Annotated in this window: 13 protein-coding genes; 4 read left to right on the top strand and 9 right to left on the bottom strand. The window is 72.9% G+C overall.

The features are described from left to right. Positions 1 to 3 precede the first annotated feature (3 nt). The 6 genes from ACFYL6_RS01310 to ACFYL6_RS01285 form a co-directional block, all read right to left on the bottom strand. Positions 4 to 570, bottom strand: coding sequence for a hypothetical protein (locus tag ACFYL6_RS01310; protein ID WP_387165952.1), 567 nt, complete (start codon positions 568 to 570; stop codon positions 4 to 6). A 17-nt stretch (positions 571 to 587) separates the two neighbouring features. Continuing rightward, positions 588 to 2,435 (bottom strand): S9 family peptidase, encoded by a 1,848-nt coding sequence (locus tag ACFYL6_RS01305; RefSeq protein ID WP_387165950.1) that lies wholly within the window; start codon positions 2,433 to 2,435, stop codon positions 588 to 590. Then, complete coding sequence (locus tag ACFYL6_RS01300) at positions 2,436 to 4,214, bottom strand: N-acetylglutaminylglutamine amidotransferase (RefSeq protein WP_387165948.1); 1,779 nt, start codon at positions 4,212 to 4,214, stop codon at positions 2,436 to 2,438. A gap of 89 nt (positions 4,215 to 4,303) precedes the next feature. Beyond that, entirely contained in the window at positions 4,304 to 6,973 is a 2,670-nt protein-coding gene (locus ACFYL6_RS01295) for a glutamate--cysteine ligase (protein WP_387165946.1), read from the bottom strand. A 274-nt stretch (positions 6,974 to 7,247) separates the two neighbouring features. Beyond that, positions 7,248 to 8,585, bottom strand: a complete 1,338-nt coding sequence (locus ACFYL6_RS01290) for a cellulase family glycosylhydrolase (protein ID WP_387165944.1) — start codon at positions 8,583 to 8,585, stop codon at positions 7,248 to 7,250. Positions 8,586 to 8,886: 301 nt separating this feature from the next. Then, positions 8,887 to 9,489: a dihydrofolate reductase family protein gene (locus ACFYL6_RS01285; RefSeq protein WP_387165942.1), complete on the bottom strand. Its 603-nt coding sequence runs from the start codon at positions 9,487 to 9,489 to the stop codon at positions 8,887 to 8,889. 191 nt (positions 9,490 to 9,680) lie between these two features. Here ACFYL6_RS01285 and ACFYL6_RS01280 point away from each other — a divergent pair, with 191 nt between their 5' ends. Then, complete coding sequence (locus ACFYL6_RS01280) at positions 9,681 to 10,658, top strand: aldo/keto reductase (RefSeq protein WP_387165940.1); 978 nt, start codon at positions 9,681 to 9,683, stop codon at positions 10,656 to 10,658. On the opposite strand, the gene ACFYL6_RS01275 is transcribed toward ACFYL6_RS01280, so the two are convergent. After that, positions 10,652 to 11,416 carry a YqjF family protein gene (locus ACFYL6_RS01275; RefSeq protein WP_387165938.1) on the bottom strand — a complete coding sequence of 255 codons (765 nt, stop codon included), beginning with the start codon at positions 11,414 to 11,416 and terminating at the stop codon, positions 10,652 to 10,654. The two genes, ACFYL6_RS01280 and ACFYL6_RS01275, sit on opposite strands and share 7 nt — an antisense overlap. 37 nt (positions 11,417 to 11,453) lie before the next feature. Beyond that, positions 11,454 to 12,611, bottom strand: coding sequence for a winged helix DNA-binding domain-containing protein (locus tag ACFYL6_RS01270; RefSeq protein ID WP_387165936.1), 1,158 nt, complete (start codon positions 12,609 to 12,611; stop codon positions 11,454 to 11,456). A 255-nt stretch (positions 12,612 to 12,866) separates the two neighbouring features. On the opposite strand from ACFYL6_RS01270, the gene ACFYL6_RS01265 reads away from it, so the two are divergent. The 3 genes from ACFYL6_RS01265 (at position 12,867) to ACFYL6_RS01255 (ending at position 15,371) form a co-directional block, all read left to right on the top strand. Then, positions 12,867 to 13,790 (top strand): RNA polymerase sigma factor, encoded by a 924-nt coding sequence (locus ACFYL6_RS01265; protein ID WP_387165934.1) that lies wholly within the window; start codon positions 12,867 to 12,869, stop codon positions 13,788 to 13,790. 113 nt (positions 13,791 to 13,903) lie between these two features. Continuing rightward, the gene (locus ACFYL6_RS01260; RefSeq protein WP_387165932.1) at positions 13,904 to 14,788 is read left to right on the top strand and encodes an alpha/beta fold hydrolase; all 885 of its coding nucleotides are present in this window, start codon (positions 13,904 to 13,906) and stop codon (positions 14,786 to 14,788) included. A gap of 121 nt (positions 14,789 to 14,909) precedes the next feature. Beyond that, positions 14,910 to 15,371 (top strand): DUF5709 domain-containing protein, encoded by a 462-nt coding sequence (locus tag ACFYL6_RS01255; protein ID WP_387165930.1) that lies wholly within the window; start codon positions 14,910 to 14,912, stop codon positions 15,369 to 15,371. 54 nt (positions 15,372 to 15,425) lie between these two features. Here ACFYL6_RS01255 and ACFYL6_RS01250 read toward each other — a convergent pair whose 3' ends face one another. Next, positions 15,426 to 17,006 (bottom strand): DHA2 family efflux MFS transporter permease subunit, encoded by a 1,581-nt coding sequence (locus tag ACFYL6_RS01250; RefSeq protein WP_387165928.1) that lies wholly within the window; start codon positions 17,004 to 17,006, stop codon positions 15,426 to 15,428. Between the last annotated feature and the right edge of the window lie 158 nt (positions 17,007 to 17,164).

The following is a 17,164-nucleotide window of genomic DNA, read 5'->3' as shown; positions in this document are numbered from 1 at the left end:
GCTTCAGGTGGCCTTACCCGCGTCGTCGGTCGGGCCCGGCGCCTGGTCGGTCAACGGGATCGGCAGCGCCTGCGGGGTCACCGTGCCGGCGCCGGTCGAGTGGGCCGGGGCGGGGCGGTCACCGACGCGGCTGTGCAGACGCCCGCGTCCGGCCGGCCCGGCCCGCCGGGTCACCTCGACGGTCACCATCCGCACCGGCGGTGGCGGCGCGGTGAAACGCCCGACGCCCCACCGCACCCAGATCGGGATCCGGCCGGCGTCCGCCTCGGCGCGCAGCTTCTGCACCGTACGGGCCCGGTCGGTGTGGTCGACCTCCACCACGACCGGCGGGCCGTCGGGACGGGCGCACGCCACGTCGAGCACCGAGTGCCGCTCCTGGAGTGGCGGTGGCAACGGCAGCACGCTGGGCGCGCGCCGGTAGACCCGCCAGCCCTGGGCCTCGGCCCACCGCACCACGGCGTCGATCACCCGCGCGGTGACCTCGTCGGTGTCCAGGTCGACGAAGGTCACCTCGGCCAGCCAGCGACCCAGGTCCGCGGCCAACCGCTCGCCCTGCGCCGTGACCTCCACCGGCGCAGGATAACGCCTCAGCCGACGACGGTCGCGGTGGCGGCGAGGTGCCGGGTCAGCCAGGCGGTGGTGGCCGTCCGGGCCGCCTCGGCGTTGGACCGGGCCAGGAAGTCGTGCCCCTCCCCGGTGAGCACCAGGTGACCGTGCGGCACGCCCCGGGCGGCGAGGGCCTGGGCTACCTGCGCGGACTCGCCCGCCGGCACGTTTGTGTCGTTGGCGCCGTGGATCAGCAGCACCGGCACGTCCAGCCGGTCGATGTGGGTCAGCGGGGAGAGGTCGCGCAGCAGGTCGGCGTCGCGCTGCGGGTCGCCGTACTTGCTGACGGCGGCGGCGGCGATCCACGGCTCGGTGCCGGCGAAGAAGGTCCGGAAGTCGGAGATGCCGCACTCGGCGACCCCGGCGGCGAACAGCCCGGGGAAGTTCACCAGCACCGCGAGGACCAGGTAACCGCCGTAGGAGCGGCCCAGACAGCCGAGCTGACCGGGCCGGGCGACGCCGGCGTCGACGAGGTGGTCGGCGCAGGCCGCCACGTCGGCGATCGCACCGTACCGGCCGGCGAGGTTGTCGGCGGCGACGAACGAGCGGCCGAACCCGGACGAGCCACGGACGTTCGGCGCGAAGACCGCGACGCCCTGCGCCACGAGGGCCTGGAACAGCGGGTTGTAGCCGGGACGCTCCTGCGCCTCCGGGCCACCGTGCAGGCTGATCGCGGTGGGCCAGGGGCCTGGCCCGGCCGGACGGTAGAGCCAGCCGGAGAGCGGCAGCCCGTCGCGGGCGCGCAGGTCGACAAGTTGCGGCGCGACACCGGCATCGTCCGCACGCAGGGCGGCGGTGTCCGGCCGCAGCGGGCGCGGCGCCCCGGTCGACGGGTCGACAAGCCACACCTCCCGAGGCTGCACCGGCCCCTGGGCGGTGAGGCAGAGCAGGCCGCCGTCGGCGGCGAAGACGGCGTCGCCGAGCACCTCGCCGGGGGCGGTGACGGCCCGCTGCACACCGGTGGTGAAGTCGATCAGGCTCAGCTCGCTGCGCCCGCCGTAGGTGTTCCACAGCAGCGCGCCGCGGTGCCCGTCCGCGCTGGGCGTGACGTGTTCCAGCTCGGCGTCCGGTCGCCCGGCGAGCCGGGTCGGCGGGCGCTGCGGTCGGGTCAGGTCGACCCGCACCAGCGCGGCGAGTTCGGAGTACGCGTCGGTGCGGGCCAGCACGCTCGTGCCGTCCGGGCCGAACCAACCCTGGTCGGTGCTGCCCCGCCCGGTGTCCGGGAACAGCCGACGTCGAACGCCGGTCGCCACGTCGAGCAGCTCCAGCCAGCGGGCGTTGCGCGGGCCGCGACGCAGCAGCGCCACACCGGCGTCCGGGGTCACGTCCAGGAGGGTGAGCAGGTCACCCTGGGCGAGCACCCGCCGGTGCCCGGTGGCCGCGTCGACCAGGAGGGCCTGCCCGTGCTCGTCGGTCTCGGTGACCGCCAGCACCGCGCCGTCGGTCAACCAGCCGGCCAGCGCGGCGCTGCGGCGGCCGAACCCGGCGACCTGGTGGCGTCGCGTGCCGTCCGGGCTCAGCACCCACAGCTCGGTGCGGGGCGCTCCGCCCGGGGCGACGACGCAAGCCAGCCACTGGCCGTCCGGCGACCAGCTCAGCGCGAGGACCGGCTCGTCGCCCACGGGCAGCGCGACGGGCACACCCCCGTCGACCTCGCAGACCCAGACCGCGGGCGTGCCGGCCCGGTCGGAGAGGAACGCCACCCGGCGGCCGTCGGGGGACGGCGCGGGGGCGAAGTCCTCGCTGGCGGGCACCGGCGACGACGCCGGCCGGTGGCTCGCGGGTCGGGCCCGCCGGGTGGTACGCGGCGCCTCGGTCCGTACGCTCATCTAAACCCCGATCCGCTGCAACCAGAGCTCCAGCAGCCCGAGCTGCCAGAGCGCGTTGGAGCCCAGCGTGGTCCGCCGGGCGTTCGGCGCGTCCAGCAACTCCTCCAGGTAGTCCTTGCGGAACAGACCCCGCTCGCGCGCCGGTCGGGCGGTCAGCGCGTCCCGCACGTCGTCGAGCAGGGGGCCGGAGAGGTGCCGGATTGCGGGCACCGGGAAGTAGCCCTTCGGCCGGTCGATCACCTCGTCCGGGACGATGCCTCGGCTCGCCGCCTTCAGCACACCCTTGCCGCCCTGCGCCAGCTTCAGGGCGGGTGGGCAGGCGGCGGCCAGCTCGACCACCTCGTGGTCGAGGAACGGCACGCGGGCCTCCAGCCCCCAGGCCATCGTCATGTTGTCGACCCGCTTGACCGGGTCGTCGACAAGCATCACCAGGCTGTCCAGGCGCAGCGCCGCGTCCAGCGCCGTGTCCGCACCGGGCGCGCCGAAGTGCGCGGCCACGAACTCCAGGCTGGCGTCGTGGTCGAGCATCCACTCGGGCGCCAGGTGCCCGCCGAGCGCGTCGTGGCGACGGTCGAAGAACACCCGGGCGTACGCCTCGACGGCGTCCGCGCGGGCCACGTTGGCCATCGGCGGGTACCAGTCGTAGCCGGCCAGGATCTCGTCGGCGCCCTGCCCGGACTGCACCACCGTGATCCGCTGCGAGACCTCCTCGGAGAGCAGGTGGAACGCGACGCAGTCGTGGCTGACCATCGGCTCGCTCATCGCCGCGATGGCCTGGTGCACGGCCGGGACGAACCGCTGCGCGCCGATGCGGATCTGCTGGTGGTCGGTGCCGAAGTGCCGGGCCATCAGGTCGGAGTAGTGGAACTCGTCGCCGCTCTCCCCCGCCGCCGCCTCGAAGCCGATGCTGAAGGTGGCCAGGCCGGTCTGGCCCTGCTCGGCCAGCAGGGCGACGATCAGGCTGGAGTCGAGACCGCCGGAGAGCAGCACGCCGACCGGCACGTCGGCGACCATCCGCCGTCGTACGGCGGTGCGCAGCGCCGCCATGAGTCGTTCCTGCCACTCGTCGGCGGACATGGCGGGGGCGGCGGCCCGGTTGAACTCCGGCCGCCAGTAGGTGGTGTCGGTGCTCCGGCCGTCCGCGGTGATCACCCGCACGGTGGCCGGCGGCAGTTTGCGGACCCCGGCGAGGATCGTGCGCGGCGGCGGCACCACCGAGTGGAAGCTCATGTAGTGGTGCAGCGCCACCGGGTCGAGGTCGGTGTCCACGTCACCGGCGGCGAGCAACGCCGGCAGGGTCGAGGCGAAGCGCACCCGCCCCGGCCCCTCGGCCAGGTAGAGCGGCTTGATGCCGAGCCGGTCCCGGGCCAGCACCAGGGTGTGCGTGGCCAGCTCGACCAGGGCGAACGCGAACATCCCGTAGAACCGTTCGACGCAGGCCGTCCCCCACCGGTGGTACGCCTTGAGGATCACCTCGGTGTCCGAGGTGGACCGGAAGGAGTAACCGGCGGCGGTAAGCTCGTCGCGCAGCTCACGGTAGTTGTAGATGCAGCCGTTGAAGACCAGGGCCAGGCCCAGTTCGGGGTCGACCATCGGCTGGGCGCCCGCGTCGGACAGGTCGATGATGCGCAGCCGGCGGTGCACCAGGGCCACCGACCCCTGCTGCCACCGGCCCTCGCCGTCCGGGCCCCGGGAGGCCAGTTCGGGGAGCATCCGCTCGACGGCGGCCACGTCCGGTGGCGCCCCGTCGAGGCGGAACTCGCCTCCGATACCGCACATGGCACGCACCTCTCATCGGCTGGGGCCGCTGACCGGTCCAGGCTTGGCGGACCGGGTTGCGTCCCGATGACGGATGGGTCAAGCGTGGGTTACACCGACGGTTCGTCGGCTCCGCCGAGCAGCCAGGTGTCCTTCGACCCGCCACCTCGCGACGAGTTGACGATCATGCTGCCGGCCGGCGCCACCCGGGTCAGCGCCACCGGCGCGACCTCGGCGGTGTCACCGAGGAACACGAACGCCCGCAGGTCGACGTGGCGGGGGGCGAGCGCCGTGCCGTCGAAGACCGGGTGCGTGGTGAGCGCGATCATCTCCTGGGCGATCCACCGGTGCGGGGCCGCGAGGATCTGCTCTCGGACGGCGTCCAACTCCTCCGCCTCGGCCCGGGGGCCGATCACCACCCGGTCACCGCCGTACCCGTCGACCGGCTTGAGCACCAGCTCGTCGAGCCGGCCCAGCACCTCGGCCCGCTGCTCGGGCAGCCCACACAGGTACGTCGGCACGTCCCCCAGCAGCGGCTTCTCGCCCAGGTAGTACTCGATCAGCCGGGGCACGTACGCGTACAGCGCCTTGTCGTCTCCGACACCGTTGCCCAGCGCGTTGGCAAGCGTGAGCCGCCCGGCGTGCACCGCGGCGAGCAGCGGCCACCCCAGCGGCACCCCGTCGGCGCCCGGCGCGTGCAGCAGCGCCTCCTCGTCCATCCGCAGGTAGATCACGTCGACCTCGCGGCGGCAGCCCTCGCGGACCAGCCGGACCCGGCCCTCCTCCACCAGCAGGTCACTGGTCTCGGTCAGCGGCACGCCCATCTCGTCGGCGAGCAGCCGGTGCTCGAACCACGCCGGGTCACCCGGGCCGCTGCTGAGCACCACCACGGCGGGGTCGTCGGCCGCGGCGGGCGCCGCGGCGACCAATGCCCGGTACAGCATCGCCGGCGTCTCGTCGGCGGGCAGCAGATCCTCCGGCACCGGCAGCTCCGGCAACACCGCCCGGGTCAGCCGACGGTTCTGCACCGCGTAGCCGATCCCGGAGGGCACCCGCAGGTTGTCCTCCAGCACGTACCAGCCGCCGTCCGGGTCCCGGACGAGGTCGGTGCCGGACACCTGGGCGCGGGTGCCCCGCCGGCCCATCAGCGCCCCGGTCGGGCGTAACCCGGGTGAGGACTCCACCACCCACGCCGGCACCACGCCGTCGGCCACCACGGCCCGGTCGGCGTAGACGTCCCGCAGGAACGCGTCGAGGGCGCGGGCGCGCTGCACCAGGCCGGTACGCAGGGTCCGCCAGTCGGCGGCGGGCACCACCCGGGGCACCAGGTCCACCGGGAAGAGCCGGGTGCTCGCCTCGCCGGCCACGCTGAACGTCACCCCACGGGCCCGCTGCTCCTCGTCCCGGTCGTGCTCGCGTTGACGCAGGACGCCGGCGCCGAGCTGGCGCAGGGCCGCGAGCATCGGGGCGTACGCCGGTTGCGGCCCGGCCGGTCCGAAGACCTCGTCGCCGGCGTCGGCGTACGTGGGCAGCGCCGGCGGTGTGGGCGCACCCGGCAGCGGCCCGCGGACCCGGCCCCGGGTCTCGTCGAGCAGCAGGTCGACCACGTCGGCCAACCGGCCACGTCGCTCGTACGCCCGCCGCTGCCGGGCCGCGGAGCTGCCGCGTTCCAACGCGTACCGGGTCAGCTCACTGACCTGCTCCCAGTCCCCGGTCGCCGCCAACTGTGGGCGCAGGTCGGTCACCAGGCGGCGGACCGCCTGGGCGGCCGACACCGGTCGGGCCGACCGGGGCAGGTCGAGCAGGTCGCCTTCCAGCCCGGAGCGGGCCGCCCGCCACACTGCGGCGCGCAGCACCGGTGGTCGCACGGCCGTGCGCTCCACCCCGGCGCGCAGGGCGGCGACCTCCCGCCGGACGAGCGCCCGGAACAGGCCGGTGAGCAGGACAATGGTCTCCACGTCGGCGTTGGCGTCGGTGATCCGCAGTTCCACTGTGGGCACGTGCGCCGACGGCCGGACGTCGAAGTAGATCATGGCGGGGTCGCTGATGGTCTCGGAGGCGATCAGCTCGGCGACCAGCGCCTCGTGGTCCGCCGCGCTGGTCACCTCGCCCGGGTCCCCCGCGGTGGGCCAGCGCTGCCAGACCAGCGATCGGACGCTGGCGTAGCCGCTGTCCTGGCCCATCCAGTACGGCGAGCTGGTGGAGAGGGCGAGCAGCACCGGCAGCCACGGCTGGACCCGACGGGTGACCGCCACCGCCAGGTCCCGGTCGGAGACGCCGACGTGCACCTGCGCTCCGCAGATCAGCTGCTCCCGGGCGAGCATCTGGTACTCGTCGAGCATCCGCCGGTACCGGGAGGTGGGAGTGACACTGGGGTCGCCGTCGGCGCGCAGCGGCACCGTACCGGCCGCCACGATGCCCAGCCCGGCGCGGTCGGCGACCTGGACGGCGGCCTGCCGCAGCCGGGTCAGCTCGGCGCGGATCTCGTCCAGGGTGCGGCAGACCGCGGTGTTGGTCTCCACCACGCTGCGGTGCAGCTCGGCGGTGAACGAGGCCGCCGGCAACCGGTCGAGCAACTCCCCGGCGCGGGGCACCAACTCCCGGGTGTGCAGGTCGACGACGTGGAACTCCTCCTCCACACCGATCGTGGCCAGGTCCGCCGGATCGTCGTCGTCCAGCGACAGGGCCGGGTTCGGGCGGGGGGTGGGCAGCGTCCGGCCGTTGCCGGACCGGCCCACCGGCCCGTCGTACGTCGGCGCGTTCGTGGTGTTGTCGGCCATGGTCACCCCGGTTCGCGTGTCGGTGGTCTCGACTGTCCGACGAGCGTTCCCAGGGTTGGTACCGGGGGTGTTTCCGGCGCGTTAAGGTGGCGCGCCCGTTCTGTCCGGGCTGCTCAGCGACGGGTGATCGGGGGCTGCGCTCCGCCCTCGCCGAGGCCGAGGCCGAGCAGCCGTCATCGACACGGAGTTGGTGATGTCGGGGTGTCCCGCCGGCCTGGACACCCCGACACCAGCAGTTCCGATTCGATCAATCGCGGTCAAGGAGCGCCCGGCGTCACCTCATGTTCGCCACCACGAACGGCGCGTGGCCGTGCAGGTAGTTGGTCCACCCGCCGGTCACCGGCGCGCCCGGGCTGAGCAGGTTGGTGGTGTCGGTGCCGACGTCGAGCTTCCAGGCCGTCCAGGAGATGCCGTTGGTCTTCATCCAGTCGATCCAGGACTGCGCCTCCGGCAGGCAGGCCCGGCCGTCGAGGCCGCCATCGGCGTTACTGGCGCCCCACTCCGTGACGAACAGCGCCAGACCCGCGCGGATCGCCGCGTCGCCCTTGGCGCGCAGCGAGGCCCCGTGCGTGCAGGAGTAGAAGTGCAGGGTGTACATCAGGTTGGTGCCGGTGACCGGGCTGGCCGCCGCGACGTCCACGTCCTGCGACCAGGTCGGGGTGCCGAGCACGATGATGTTGTCCGGGTCGGCGGCGCGGATCGCGGACACCACCGCCTGGTGGTACGGCTTGATGACGTTGGTCCAGCTGACCTGGAGCGGCTCGTTGTAGGGCTCCCAGATGACGTTGGGCAGGTTGCCGTACCGGCGGGCCAGGTCACCGAAGAACGCGACCGCCTGGGACTGGTTGTTCTGCGCCTCGTGCGCGTGCCAGTCGACGATCACGTACACCCCGGCGGTGACCGCGTTGTTGATGATGGTCTCCACCTGCGCGCGCGCCTTGGCCGGGTCGCTGAGGTACGCCCCCGCCGGCTCCACACCCATGGCCGCGCGGATCACCTGGAGGTTCCAGTTGTCGCGCATCCAGGTCAACGCGGAGAGGTTCTCGGCGTACGGGGCGGTCTCCCAGTTGAGCCACATGCTGCTGATGCCCCGCAACTGCACCCGGGCGCCGGACCTGTCGCACATCGTCGTCCCGCAGACCCGCAGCTGCCCGTACCGCTCGACCGGAGTGCCGGTGGTCGGCGGCGGGGTCGTGGGCGGCGGGGTGGTCGGGGGCGGGCCGCCGGCGCAGGACGCGCCGTTCACTGTGCAGTTGAGCGGCGTGCCGGTGCCGTTGACGAGGAAGCCGAACGAGGTGGAGGCGCCGGCGGCGAGGGTGCCGTTCCAGGACACGTTGGCGAAGGTGTAGTGGCTGCCCGAGGTGGTCTGCTGCGCGTTCCACGACTGGCTGACGGTCGAGGAGGACGGCAGGTCGAACTCGACCCGCCAGCTGGTGATCGGTGCGGAGGTGTCGTTGGTGACGGTGACCTGCCCCTGGTAGCCGTTGCCCCAGTTGTTCGTGACGGCGAACACGGCGGTCGCCGCGCTGGCCGGTGTGGCGGCGACCAGGGCCACCCCACCGGCGAGCAGGCCGGCGACGGCCAGAGTCGTGACAAGTCTCAGTGTGCGCATGCTGAACCCGCTTCGGATCGACGGTGGTGGTCTGAGGCGGGGCGGCGCCTTCGCGCACAGTATCGATCAGCGCCTATGCGAGCAAGGTGGGGGCGCTGACCGCAGGGGTCAGCGCCGCCGCCAACGGAACCGACGTGGACCGGCCACGCCACCCGTGGGCACGCTGTCCCGGCCCAGCAGCTCGGCGGCCACCCGGAGGTTCTCGGCGGGCTGTTCGGCGTCAGCCTTGCGGCGGACGGCGCGCCCGACCTTCGGCGGGCGCAACGGGGACCGGCCCCGAGCGGGCCGGCCCCCGAGGCGTTCAGGCCGCTGGGCGTACCCGGTAGGCCAGGTGGGTGACACCGTCGCCCTCGACGACGTTGAACGGGCCGTCCAGCTGGAGTGGCGCGATCTTCAGGTCGGCGAAGAGCGGGACGCCGGCACCGAGCAGGACCGGCACGAGGTCGACGTGCACCTCGTCGAGCAGGCCGGCCTCGACGACCTGGGCGGCGATGGTGCCGCCGTTGACACCGACCTGCTTGTCGCCGGCGATCGCCTTGGCCCGGGCGATGGCGCTCTCGATGCCGTCGGTGACGAAGACGAAGGAGTCGTTCTCGGGTGCCCAGCCCTCGGGCACGCTGTGCGTCACCACCACGACGGGCACGTCCATCGGATGCCGACCGCCCCACCCGCTGGTCATGTCGAAGAGCCGCCGGCCGACGACGAGGGCGCCGGTCCGCTCGTTGAGATCCCGCAGGTGCCGGGCGCTCGCGGCGGACGTCCTAAAGGTCATCTCGGGATTGGCCGTCGGCGTCTCGACGTCGCCGTTGGCGTACCACTGGAAGAGGTACTCGAAGCCACCGTGGGACGCGTCCGCGATGTAGCCGTCCAACGACATCGTCGCCCCGGTCGTCACCTTCGTCATCGATCCACTCCTCGGTCCGTGCCGTGTCGGCTCGTCGGCGGGACCGGGTATCCCCGGCCCTCACCCATGGTCGAAGCCGGCGCGGCAGTCCTCGACACGTACGCCGAATTTTCCGACCGGCAGATCAGGACCCGGTCGGACTGGGCCCTGGGCGGGTGCGGGTCGGCGGCTCCGGTCGTAGCGTGGGGCGCATGCGAACCACCACGTTGGGCAGCACCGGACCCGAGGTCGGCGTCATCGGCCTCGGCTGCATGGGCATGAGCCACGGCTACGACATCACCGGCCCTCGCGACGACGACACGTCGATCTCGGTCATCCGTCAGGCACTGGACCTGGGCGCGACGCTGATCGACACGTCGGACGTGTACGGGCCGTACACCAACGAGGAACTGGTCGGGCGGGCGCTGGCCGGAGGTCATCGGCAGCGGGCCGTCCTGGCCACGAAGGTCGGCCTGGTGGCCACCTCCCTCTCCGGCGGCCCCGGCAACTCACCGAAGATCGGTAACAACGGCCGCCCGGAGCACATCCGCGCGGCGATCGACGAGAGCCTGCGCCGGCTCGGCACCGACCACGTCGACCTGTACCAGTTGCACCGGGTCGACCCGGAGGTGCCCATCGAGGAGTCCTGGGGTGCGATGGCCGAGGTCGTGGCGGCGGGCAAGGCACGGCAGCTCGGGCTGTCCGAGGTGACTGTCGCGCAGATCGCGCGGGCCCAGGCGGTGCACCCGGTGGCGTCGGTGCAGTCCGAGCTGTCACTGTGGACCCGCGACCCGTTGGCCGAGGTGCTGCCGTACTGCGCCGAGCAGGGCATCGCCTTCCTGCCGTTCTCCCCGCTGGGCCGCGGTTTCCTCGCCGGCCGGTTCACCTCGTTCGACGACCTGCCCGCCGACGACTTCCGGCGCGGCCTGCCGCGTTTCCAGCAGGACGCGCTGCGCGCCAACCTCGCCATCGTCGCCCGGGTCCGGGAGATCGCCGACCGGGCGGGCTTCAGCCCCGCGCAGGTCGCCCTCGCGTGGGTGGTCGCCCAGGGTGAGCAGGTCATCCCGATCCCCGGCACCAAGACCCCGAAGTACCTGGTGGACAACTGCGCTGCCGCCGACGTTCGGCTCAGTGCCGAGGACCTGGCCGACCTGGACGCGCTGCCCGCCCCCGAGGGTGGCCGCTACTGAGATTCGGGCGGCCCGGCACCGCGCGGCCGGGCCGCCACCGGCGGGCCGAACCTCACCCCGACACCGGGCGAGTAGAGCACGCTGACCGGCGGTCCGACCGGCGCCGGCAGCCCGGCGGCGGCGACCAACTCGTCGTCCAGGTGCAGCACCTCGGCCCGGTGCAGCGGCCAGCTCGGATGCCAGTTCGGCAGGTGCAGGGTGCGCCCGTACGCCCGGGTGTGCAGCCCCCAGCGGGCGGTGACGAAGTGTTCGAGCGGGGTCGGGTCGACGATCCGCTCCCCCACCCGCACCACCATGCGGCTCATCGTACCCGCCGGCCCCGGCCAGCGCCGCCGGCAACGGTAGGTGCGACGGTCGCCGTCGCGGTCCATCCGCATCGACGACCAGAGGTACGGCAGGCGCAGCGTCACCCGCGCCACCAGCACCGGCAGCAGGCGCGATGCGTCGAGCGACCGGAACACGACCGCTCGTCTGCCGGCGTCGTCGACCGAGTAGAGCCGGACGTTGGTCTCCCAGAAGGTGCCGAAGTACGGCACTCCCGGGCCACGGCCGAAGCCCAGCCCGACCATTCGGAAACCGATCAGGCCGACGTAGCTGACCCCGTCCACCGTGTCCGGGCGAGTGCCGGCGGGAAGCAACGGCGCGACCGCCTCCGGAGCGACGGCCCAGTGCAGGAAGGTGAGGTCCTCCCAGCGCTGGCGCAGGAGCGCCCAGGGGAACGTCTGCCGGGGTGAGTGGTCGACCGGTTCGGGGTGCACGCTCTCATCGTGGCCCAAGCGGTGGGCCGGTGTGGTCTCAGGCGTGCGGACCGACACTGACGGTGCCGATGGTCAGCGACGCCTTGCCCTCCAGGATCTCGCCGATCCGGTCCACCTCCTCCGCCAGCGCCCGCTGCTGCGCGGCACCGAGCGTCCGCAGCGGCTCGACGGTGACGCGGATCGAGCGGCCGGAGCGGCGTTGATGCCACACGCCGGCGACCACCCCGTCCACCAGCAGCACCGGATAGTTGCCGGCCTGGCCACCGGCGAGCGCCCGCTCGGCGGCGGCACCGGGAAAGAGCCGCTCGCGGGGGTGGCAGCCGACCGCGTACGCGTCGAAGTACGGCAGCAGCCGCAACCCGGACGGCCGGTCGTCGGGGAACTCGGTGTCGTCGGCGGCCACCCAGGCCCGGGTGCCCTCCACCGTCACCTCGGTCAGGTCGAGCGAGTCGAACAGCAACGTCCCCCACCCCGACGGAACGGCCAGCCACCGGGCGAACTGTGCCGGGGTGGCCGGCCCGTACGCGTGCAGGTAACCACGGACGAGGGCGGCCAGGGCGGCGGGGCCGGGCATCGGCGTGAAGTCGGGCAGCCATCGGGTCGGGCTGGTGTACGTGCTGACCCGACCGCGGTTCGGGCCGAAGCAGATCACCCCGCCCCGGGTGGCGGCGGTCATCGCGGCCATCCACCGGGGCCATTTGTCCTGGAACGCCTCCATGACCAGGTCGCCCGCCCACGAGCCGATGCGGGCGACGATCTCCTCGGTCAGCTCGGCGGTGGTCAGGTCGGCCTCGGCTACCGCGTCGGCGATGGCCGCGAGGACCTGCTCGGTCTGCCGGGGCGTCAGCAGGACCACACTCCGCTCCCACGACGGCGTCGGCAACGCGGTCAGCGCGCCGACCCACATCGGCAGGTCCGCCGCGGCGAGCAGGTGCACGGTCCCGCGCGGCCCACGGGTCTTGACCAGGGTGCGGTCCCTCCACAGTGCCCGGCGCACCAGGTCGCGGGACGCGCCCGGCACCCGCAGCCCGATGGACAGCTCGGCGGCCGACGCGATCTGGGCGTGCGCGCCGCAGATCGCCGACACCACGTCGGCGACGTGTCCGGCGGCCGGTGCCACGCCCGCCGCCGGTGCGCAGAGCCGGTGCCGTGCAAGACGTCGGGCGGACACCTGAGCCCAGCTCAGCTCGGTCATCGCCGGCGCCCGTCGCAGGGGCGGACGCCGACCGCGCAGCACCGAAGGGCTTCGACAGGGCAGGTCCTCATGCCGCCCACGCTACGACCGACGTGTGTCACTTTCCGGCGACCGTCGTCGGCCTCGGCGGCGGTGACCCTCGCCTCTCCCGCGGCTCAGAACAAGGACGTTCACCCGTCGTAGGCTGGTAGCGGCGGCGGGCACCAAGCAAATCGCCCAAGACCCCACAAATAAGAAGCCCGGGAGGACGTACGCGTGACGCAGAGCGACGCGGAGCTGGTCGTGCTCGCGCAGGCGGGCGACGCGGCCGCACTGGGGGCGCTGCTGGCACGGCACGAGGCCGGGATGCGGGCCGTCGCGCTGAGCGTCCTCGGTTACGGGCCGGACGCCGAGGACGCGGTGCAGGACACCATGGTCGTCGCCCTGCGTCGCATCGGCGAGGTCCGCGACCCGAGCGCCGTCGGCCCCTGGTTGCGGGCCATCGTCCGCAACAACAGCCGGATGGCGTCGCGCGGCCCCAGAGCCGTCCCGGTCGCCGAACCGGAGTGGTTCGCCCGGCCCGCCGACACACCCACCCCGGAGGAGGCGCTGGACCGGGCCGCGATGCGCGACTGGGTGTGGCACTCCGTCGGGCAACTGTCCGAACCTGACCGGCTCGTCACCCTGCTGCGCTACTTCAGCGACGCGTCCTCGTACGAGCAGATCGCGGCCGTGTGTGGCGTGCCGGTCGGCACCGTCCGCAGCCGCCTCAACCACGCCCGCCGTGCGCTCGCCGGCGGCCTCCGGACGGCGGCGAGCGCGGCGCACGCGGACGTCACCACCTCGAACGACTCGCGGTGGCGCGAGGGCCGCGACATGATCGCCACGGCGATGGACGGCGACTTCGAGCGGGTGGTCCGCGAGAGCTGGTGGCCGGACGCCGAGATGGTCGTGCCGGGCGGCCCGCGCGGTGGCCGTGACCTGGCGATCAACGGCATGAACCGCGACCTGGCCGCCGGGGTACGTCAGCGGCTGCGCAACGTGGTGGCCAGCGGCGACGTGCTCATCTGGGAGACCGACCTGATCAGCCCGCCGGACGACCCGGAGCACTGCCCACCCGCTGCGCTGTGGTTGCAGGTGCTGCGCCAGGGCCGGGTGCGCCAACTCACCCTCTTCCACCCCGTCCCGGCGCGGGTCTGAAAAAACTTCCCCGACCGAGCGAACTTTCCCCTCGACCCGCGCATCTGGTCCGCGTCAGGCACCAGTTGCCGCGCCGGCGGACGCCGCGCGGGTCTCGGATCGGGAGATAGTTCATGGGTTCCACCAGCCACGACGTCAGCGCCCTCGCACCCGGTGCCCACACGTTCACCGTGGATGGCGTTCGGCAGGTCTACCACGTCGCCGGCACCGGCCCGGTCTGCGTGGCGCACTCCGGCGGCCCGGGCATCGAGTGGGCGTACCTGCGCACGCCCAGCCTTGAGGCGCACTTCACCATGGTCTACGTCGAGCCGGTGGGTACGGGCGCGTCGGGGCAGCTCGACAATCCCGACGACTACCGTCTGGACACGTATGTCCGGTTCCTGCACGCCGTCGTCGAGCACCTCGGCGAACCCCGGGTGTACCTCCTCGGGCACTCGCACGGCGGTTTCGTCGTCCAGCGGTACGCGCTCACCCACCCGGGCCGGGTCGCCGGCCTCGCCCTGTACGACACCTCACCCGTCACCGGCGCCGAGTTCTGGGCCGAGGCCATGGCCGGCCTCGCCGCCTACCCGCAGCGGCACCCGGACCGGCCGGAGGCGGCGGCGGTGCCGGCCGCCTTCGGGCAGATCGGCGGCGCGACGGACGACGAGTCGCTGGGGGCCGCCCTGCGCGCCGCCCTGCCGGTTTACTTCGCGGACTTCTGGGGCCGACAGGACGAGTTCGCCCCGTTTCAGGCGGCCGTCCGGATCTGGTCGACGCCGGCCGGCGCGCAGGACCCCACGCCCTTCGACGTACGGGAGAACCTCGGTGAGATCACCGTGCCGGTCGTGGTGATCGTCGGGGCGTACGACTTCATCTGCGGCCCCCGCTGGGCCGAGCAACTGCACGCGGGGCTTCCGGACTCGCGGCTGGTGACGCTGGAGCGAAGCGGACACTTCGCGCATGTCGAGCAGCCGGTGGAGTTCACCGACGCCGTGGCGGAGCTGCTGAAGCGTTGACCCACGGTGGCAACACCCGCCCCGAGGTCCGTTCGTCACAGCGGGCAGGCCTCGGGGTGCGGGGGCGTTGCACGGTCATAGGCTGAGCGCTTTGCTGCACCGTGACGAAGAGGAGACCGCCGTGAGCCAGACCGAACGGATGGATTCCGTCGACGAGTGGAACGTGGCCGAGGACGACGGGGTGCTGGACGCCTCCGACACCCTCGACGACGACCGGGTCGGCGACCCCCTCGACACCGGCATCATCGCCGAGGACCACTGGACGGCGGCGAACCGGTTCGGCACCACGCCGGCCGAGGAGCGGGCGGGCGAGTCCCTGGAGCAACACCTCGCCCAGGAGGTGCCGGATGTCGACCCGTACGCCGAGGGTGGCGACGACGAGGACGAGCTGACCCGTCGGGGGTACGAGGCGGAGGCGCGCGCCGGCCGTCTCGTCGCCTACGACGAGGGAGTCCGCGAGGACGACGAGGCCGAGTCGGTGGCGTGGGACGCGGGCATCGACGCGGGTGCCGCCAGCGCGGAGGAAGCGGCGATCCACGTGGTCGAGGACCCGGACGGAACCGGCGACGGCCCGTTGCGCTGACGCCGTACCCGCCGCGCCCAGCACCTCGCGGGGTGCCGGGCGCGGCGGGGCCGGTCAGTGGATGACGACCGGCGTCTTGACCTGCTCGCCCTGCGGGTCGTCGAGCTGCGCCGGCTGACGTCGGCGCGGCAGGAACGCCGCCGGGATGATCGTGAGCACGACCAACGCGAACGCGACCCAGAACGTGTTGGCGAACGACTTGGCGGCGAAGTCGAGCCCGCGCTCGATGATCGACGGGTCAACCGGCATCTGCTGAAGCAGCTCCGGCCGCTGCTGGGAGGCGATGGCCAGCCCGGCCTCGGTGACCGGCTTGCCGCTCTCGTCCACCAGGCCGGGGATCGGCCGGGAGCCGTTCAGCTCGTTGGTGAGGATCACCGACATCACGGCGGCACCGACCGAGCCGCCGATCTGCTGGAGGATGTTGACAAGCGTCGAGCCGCGAGCCACGTCGTTGGCCGACAATGTCCGCAGGGCCGACGTCATGATCGGCATCATCGTGCCGCCCATGCCCAGGCCCATCACGAACAGCGAACCGCCGAGCAGCCAGTACGAGGTCTGCGGGTCGACCTGGGTGAAGCCGAAGAACCCGACGACGATGAGACCCAGCGCGAACGGGACGGTACGCCCGATCGGCACCCGGTCGGCCAGCGTGCCGGCGATCGGCATGGTGATCATCGCGCCGATGCCCTGCGGGGCCATCAGCAGACCGGCGGCCAGCGTCGACTCACCGCGCACCTGCAGGAAGTAGCTCGGGAACAACAGGCCGGCGCCCATGAACGCGATGATGAACACGAACATCGTCACCGACGCGATGGTCAGGCTGCGGTTGCGGAACAGCCGCAGGTCGAGCAGCGGGTGCCGGGGCTTGAACGAGTAGAGCACGAACGCCACCACCAACGCGCCGCCGACCAGCATCGGGGCCCATACCTTGGCCTCGCCGAAGGTGCCCGCCTCCGGCAGGGACGACACGCCGTAGAGGAACAGGGCGAGGCCCGGCGAGAGCATCAGCATGCCGACGAAGTCGAACGACTCGGACGGCTCGGGCGCGTCCTTCGGCAGCGCGAACTGCGCGTAGATCAGGGCGATCACGCCGATCGGCAGGTTAATCAGGAAGATCCAGTGCCAGCTGGCGGTGTCGATGAGCCAACCACCGAGGATCGGGCCGCCGATCGGCCCCAGCAGCATCGGGATGCCGAGGACGGCCATCAACCGGCCGATCCGGTGCGGGCCGGCCGCCCGGGTCATGATAGTCATGCCCAGCGGCATGAGCATGCCGCCACCGAGGCCCTGCAGGACCCGGTAGCCGATCAGCTCACCGATGGTGTCGGCCATGGCGCAGAGGCCCGACCCGATGGTGAACAGGGTCAGCGCCACCATGTAGAGCCGTTTGGTGCCGAACCGGTCCGCCGCCCACCCGCTGAGCGGGATCACGGTGGCGAGGGCGAGGGTGTAGGCGGTCATGGTCCAGGCGACGCGGGCGTAGGACGCGTCGAACTCGCTCTGGAATTTGGGCAGCGCCACGCTGACCACCGTCACGTCGAGGATCGACATGATCGCGCCAAGGACGACGACGCCCGCCACCTTGAGCACCGCAGCGTCGAGTTTGTCCGATGTCGCGATGGATTGCTGTGTCACTAACTCTCCCGAAGTCGATTGAGCCGGCCGATGGTGGGCGGTGGCGGCGATGCCGCGCCTACCGGGCGCGGGGCGCGACGTGCCGGAGCAGCGACGCGCCGAGGCAGACTAACCGCCAGTTGTGACGATTCGCCGCCGGATTTCGTGACCGGCCGGCC

It is taken from the genome of Micromonospora sp. NPDC007208, from assembly GCF_042869175.1.
Taxonomy (GTDB): Bacteria; Actinomycetota; Actinomycetes; order Mycobacteriales; family Micromonosporaceae; genus Micromonospora; species Micromonospora foliorum.
Note: the sequence above shows the minus strand (reverse complement) of the source record. Positions and strands in the feature narration are given on the sequence as shown.

Coding starts and splice junctions, on each gene's coding strand:
- ACFYL6_RS01305 (WP_387165950.1), bottom strand. CDS start 2,435: ATGAGCGTACGGACCGAGGCGCCGCGTACCACCCGGCGGGCCCGACCC.
- ACFYL6_RS01290 (WP_387165944.1), bottom strand. CDS start 8,585: ATGCGCACACTGAGACTTGTCACGACTCTGGCCGTCGCCGGCCTGCTC.
- ACFYL6_RS01280 (WP_387165940.1), top strand. CDS start 9,681: ATGCGAACCACCACGTTGGGCAGCACCGGACCCGAGGTCGGCGTCATC.
- ACFYL6_RS01260 (WP_387165932.1), top strand. CDS start 13,904: ATGGGTTCCACCAGCCACGACGTCAGCGCCCTCGCACCCGGTGCCCAC.
- ACFYL6_RS01295 (WP_387165946.1), bottom strand. CDS start 6,973: ATGGCCGACAACACCACGAACGCGCCGACGTACGACGGGCCGGTGGGC.
- ACFYL6_RS01285 (WP_387165942.1), bottom strand. CDS start 9,489: ATGACGAAGGTGACGACCGGGGCGACGATGTCGTTGGACGGCTACATC.
- ACFYL6_RS01300 (WP_387165948.1), bottom strand. CDS start 4,214: ATGTGCGGTATCGGAGGCGAGTTCCGCCTCGACGGGGCGCCACCGGAC.
- ACFYL6_RS01270 (WP_387165936.1), bottom strand. CDS start 12,611: ATGACCGAGCTGAGCTGGGCTCAGGTGTCCGCCCGACGTCTTGCACGG.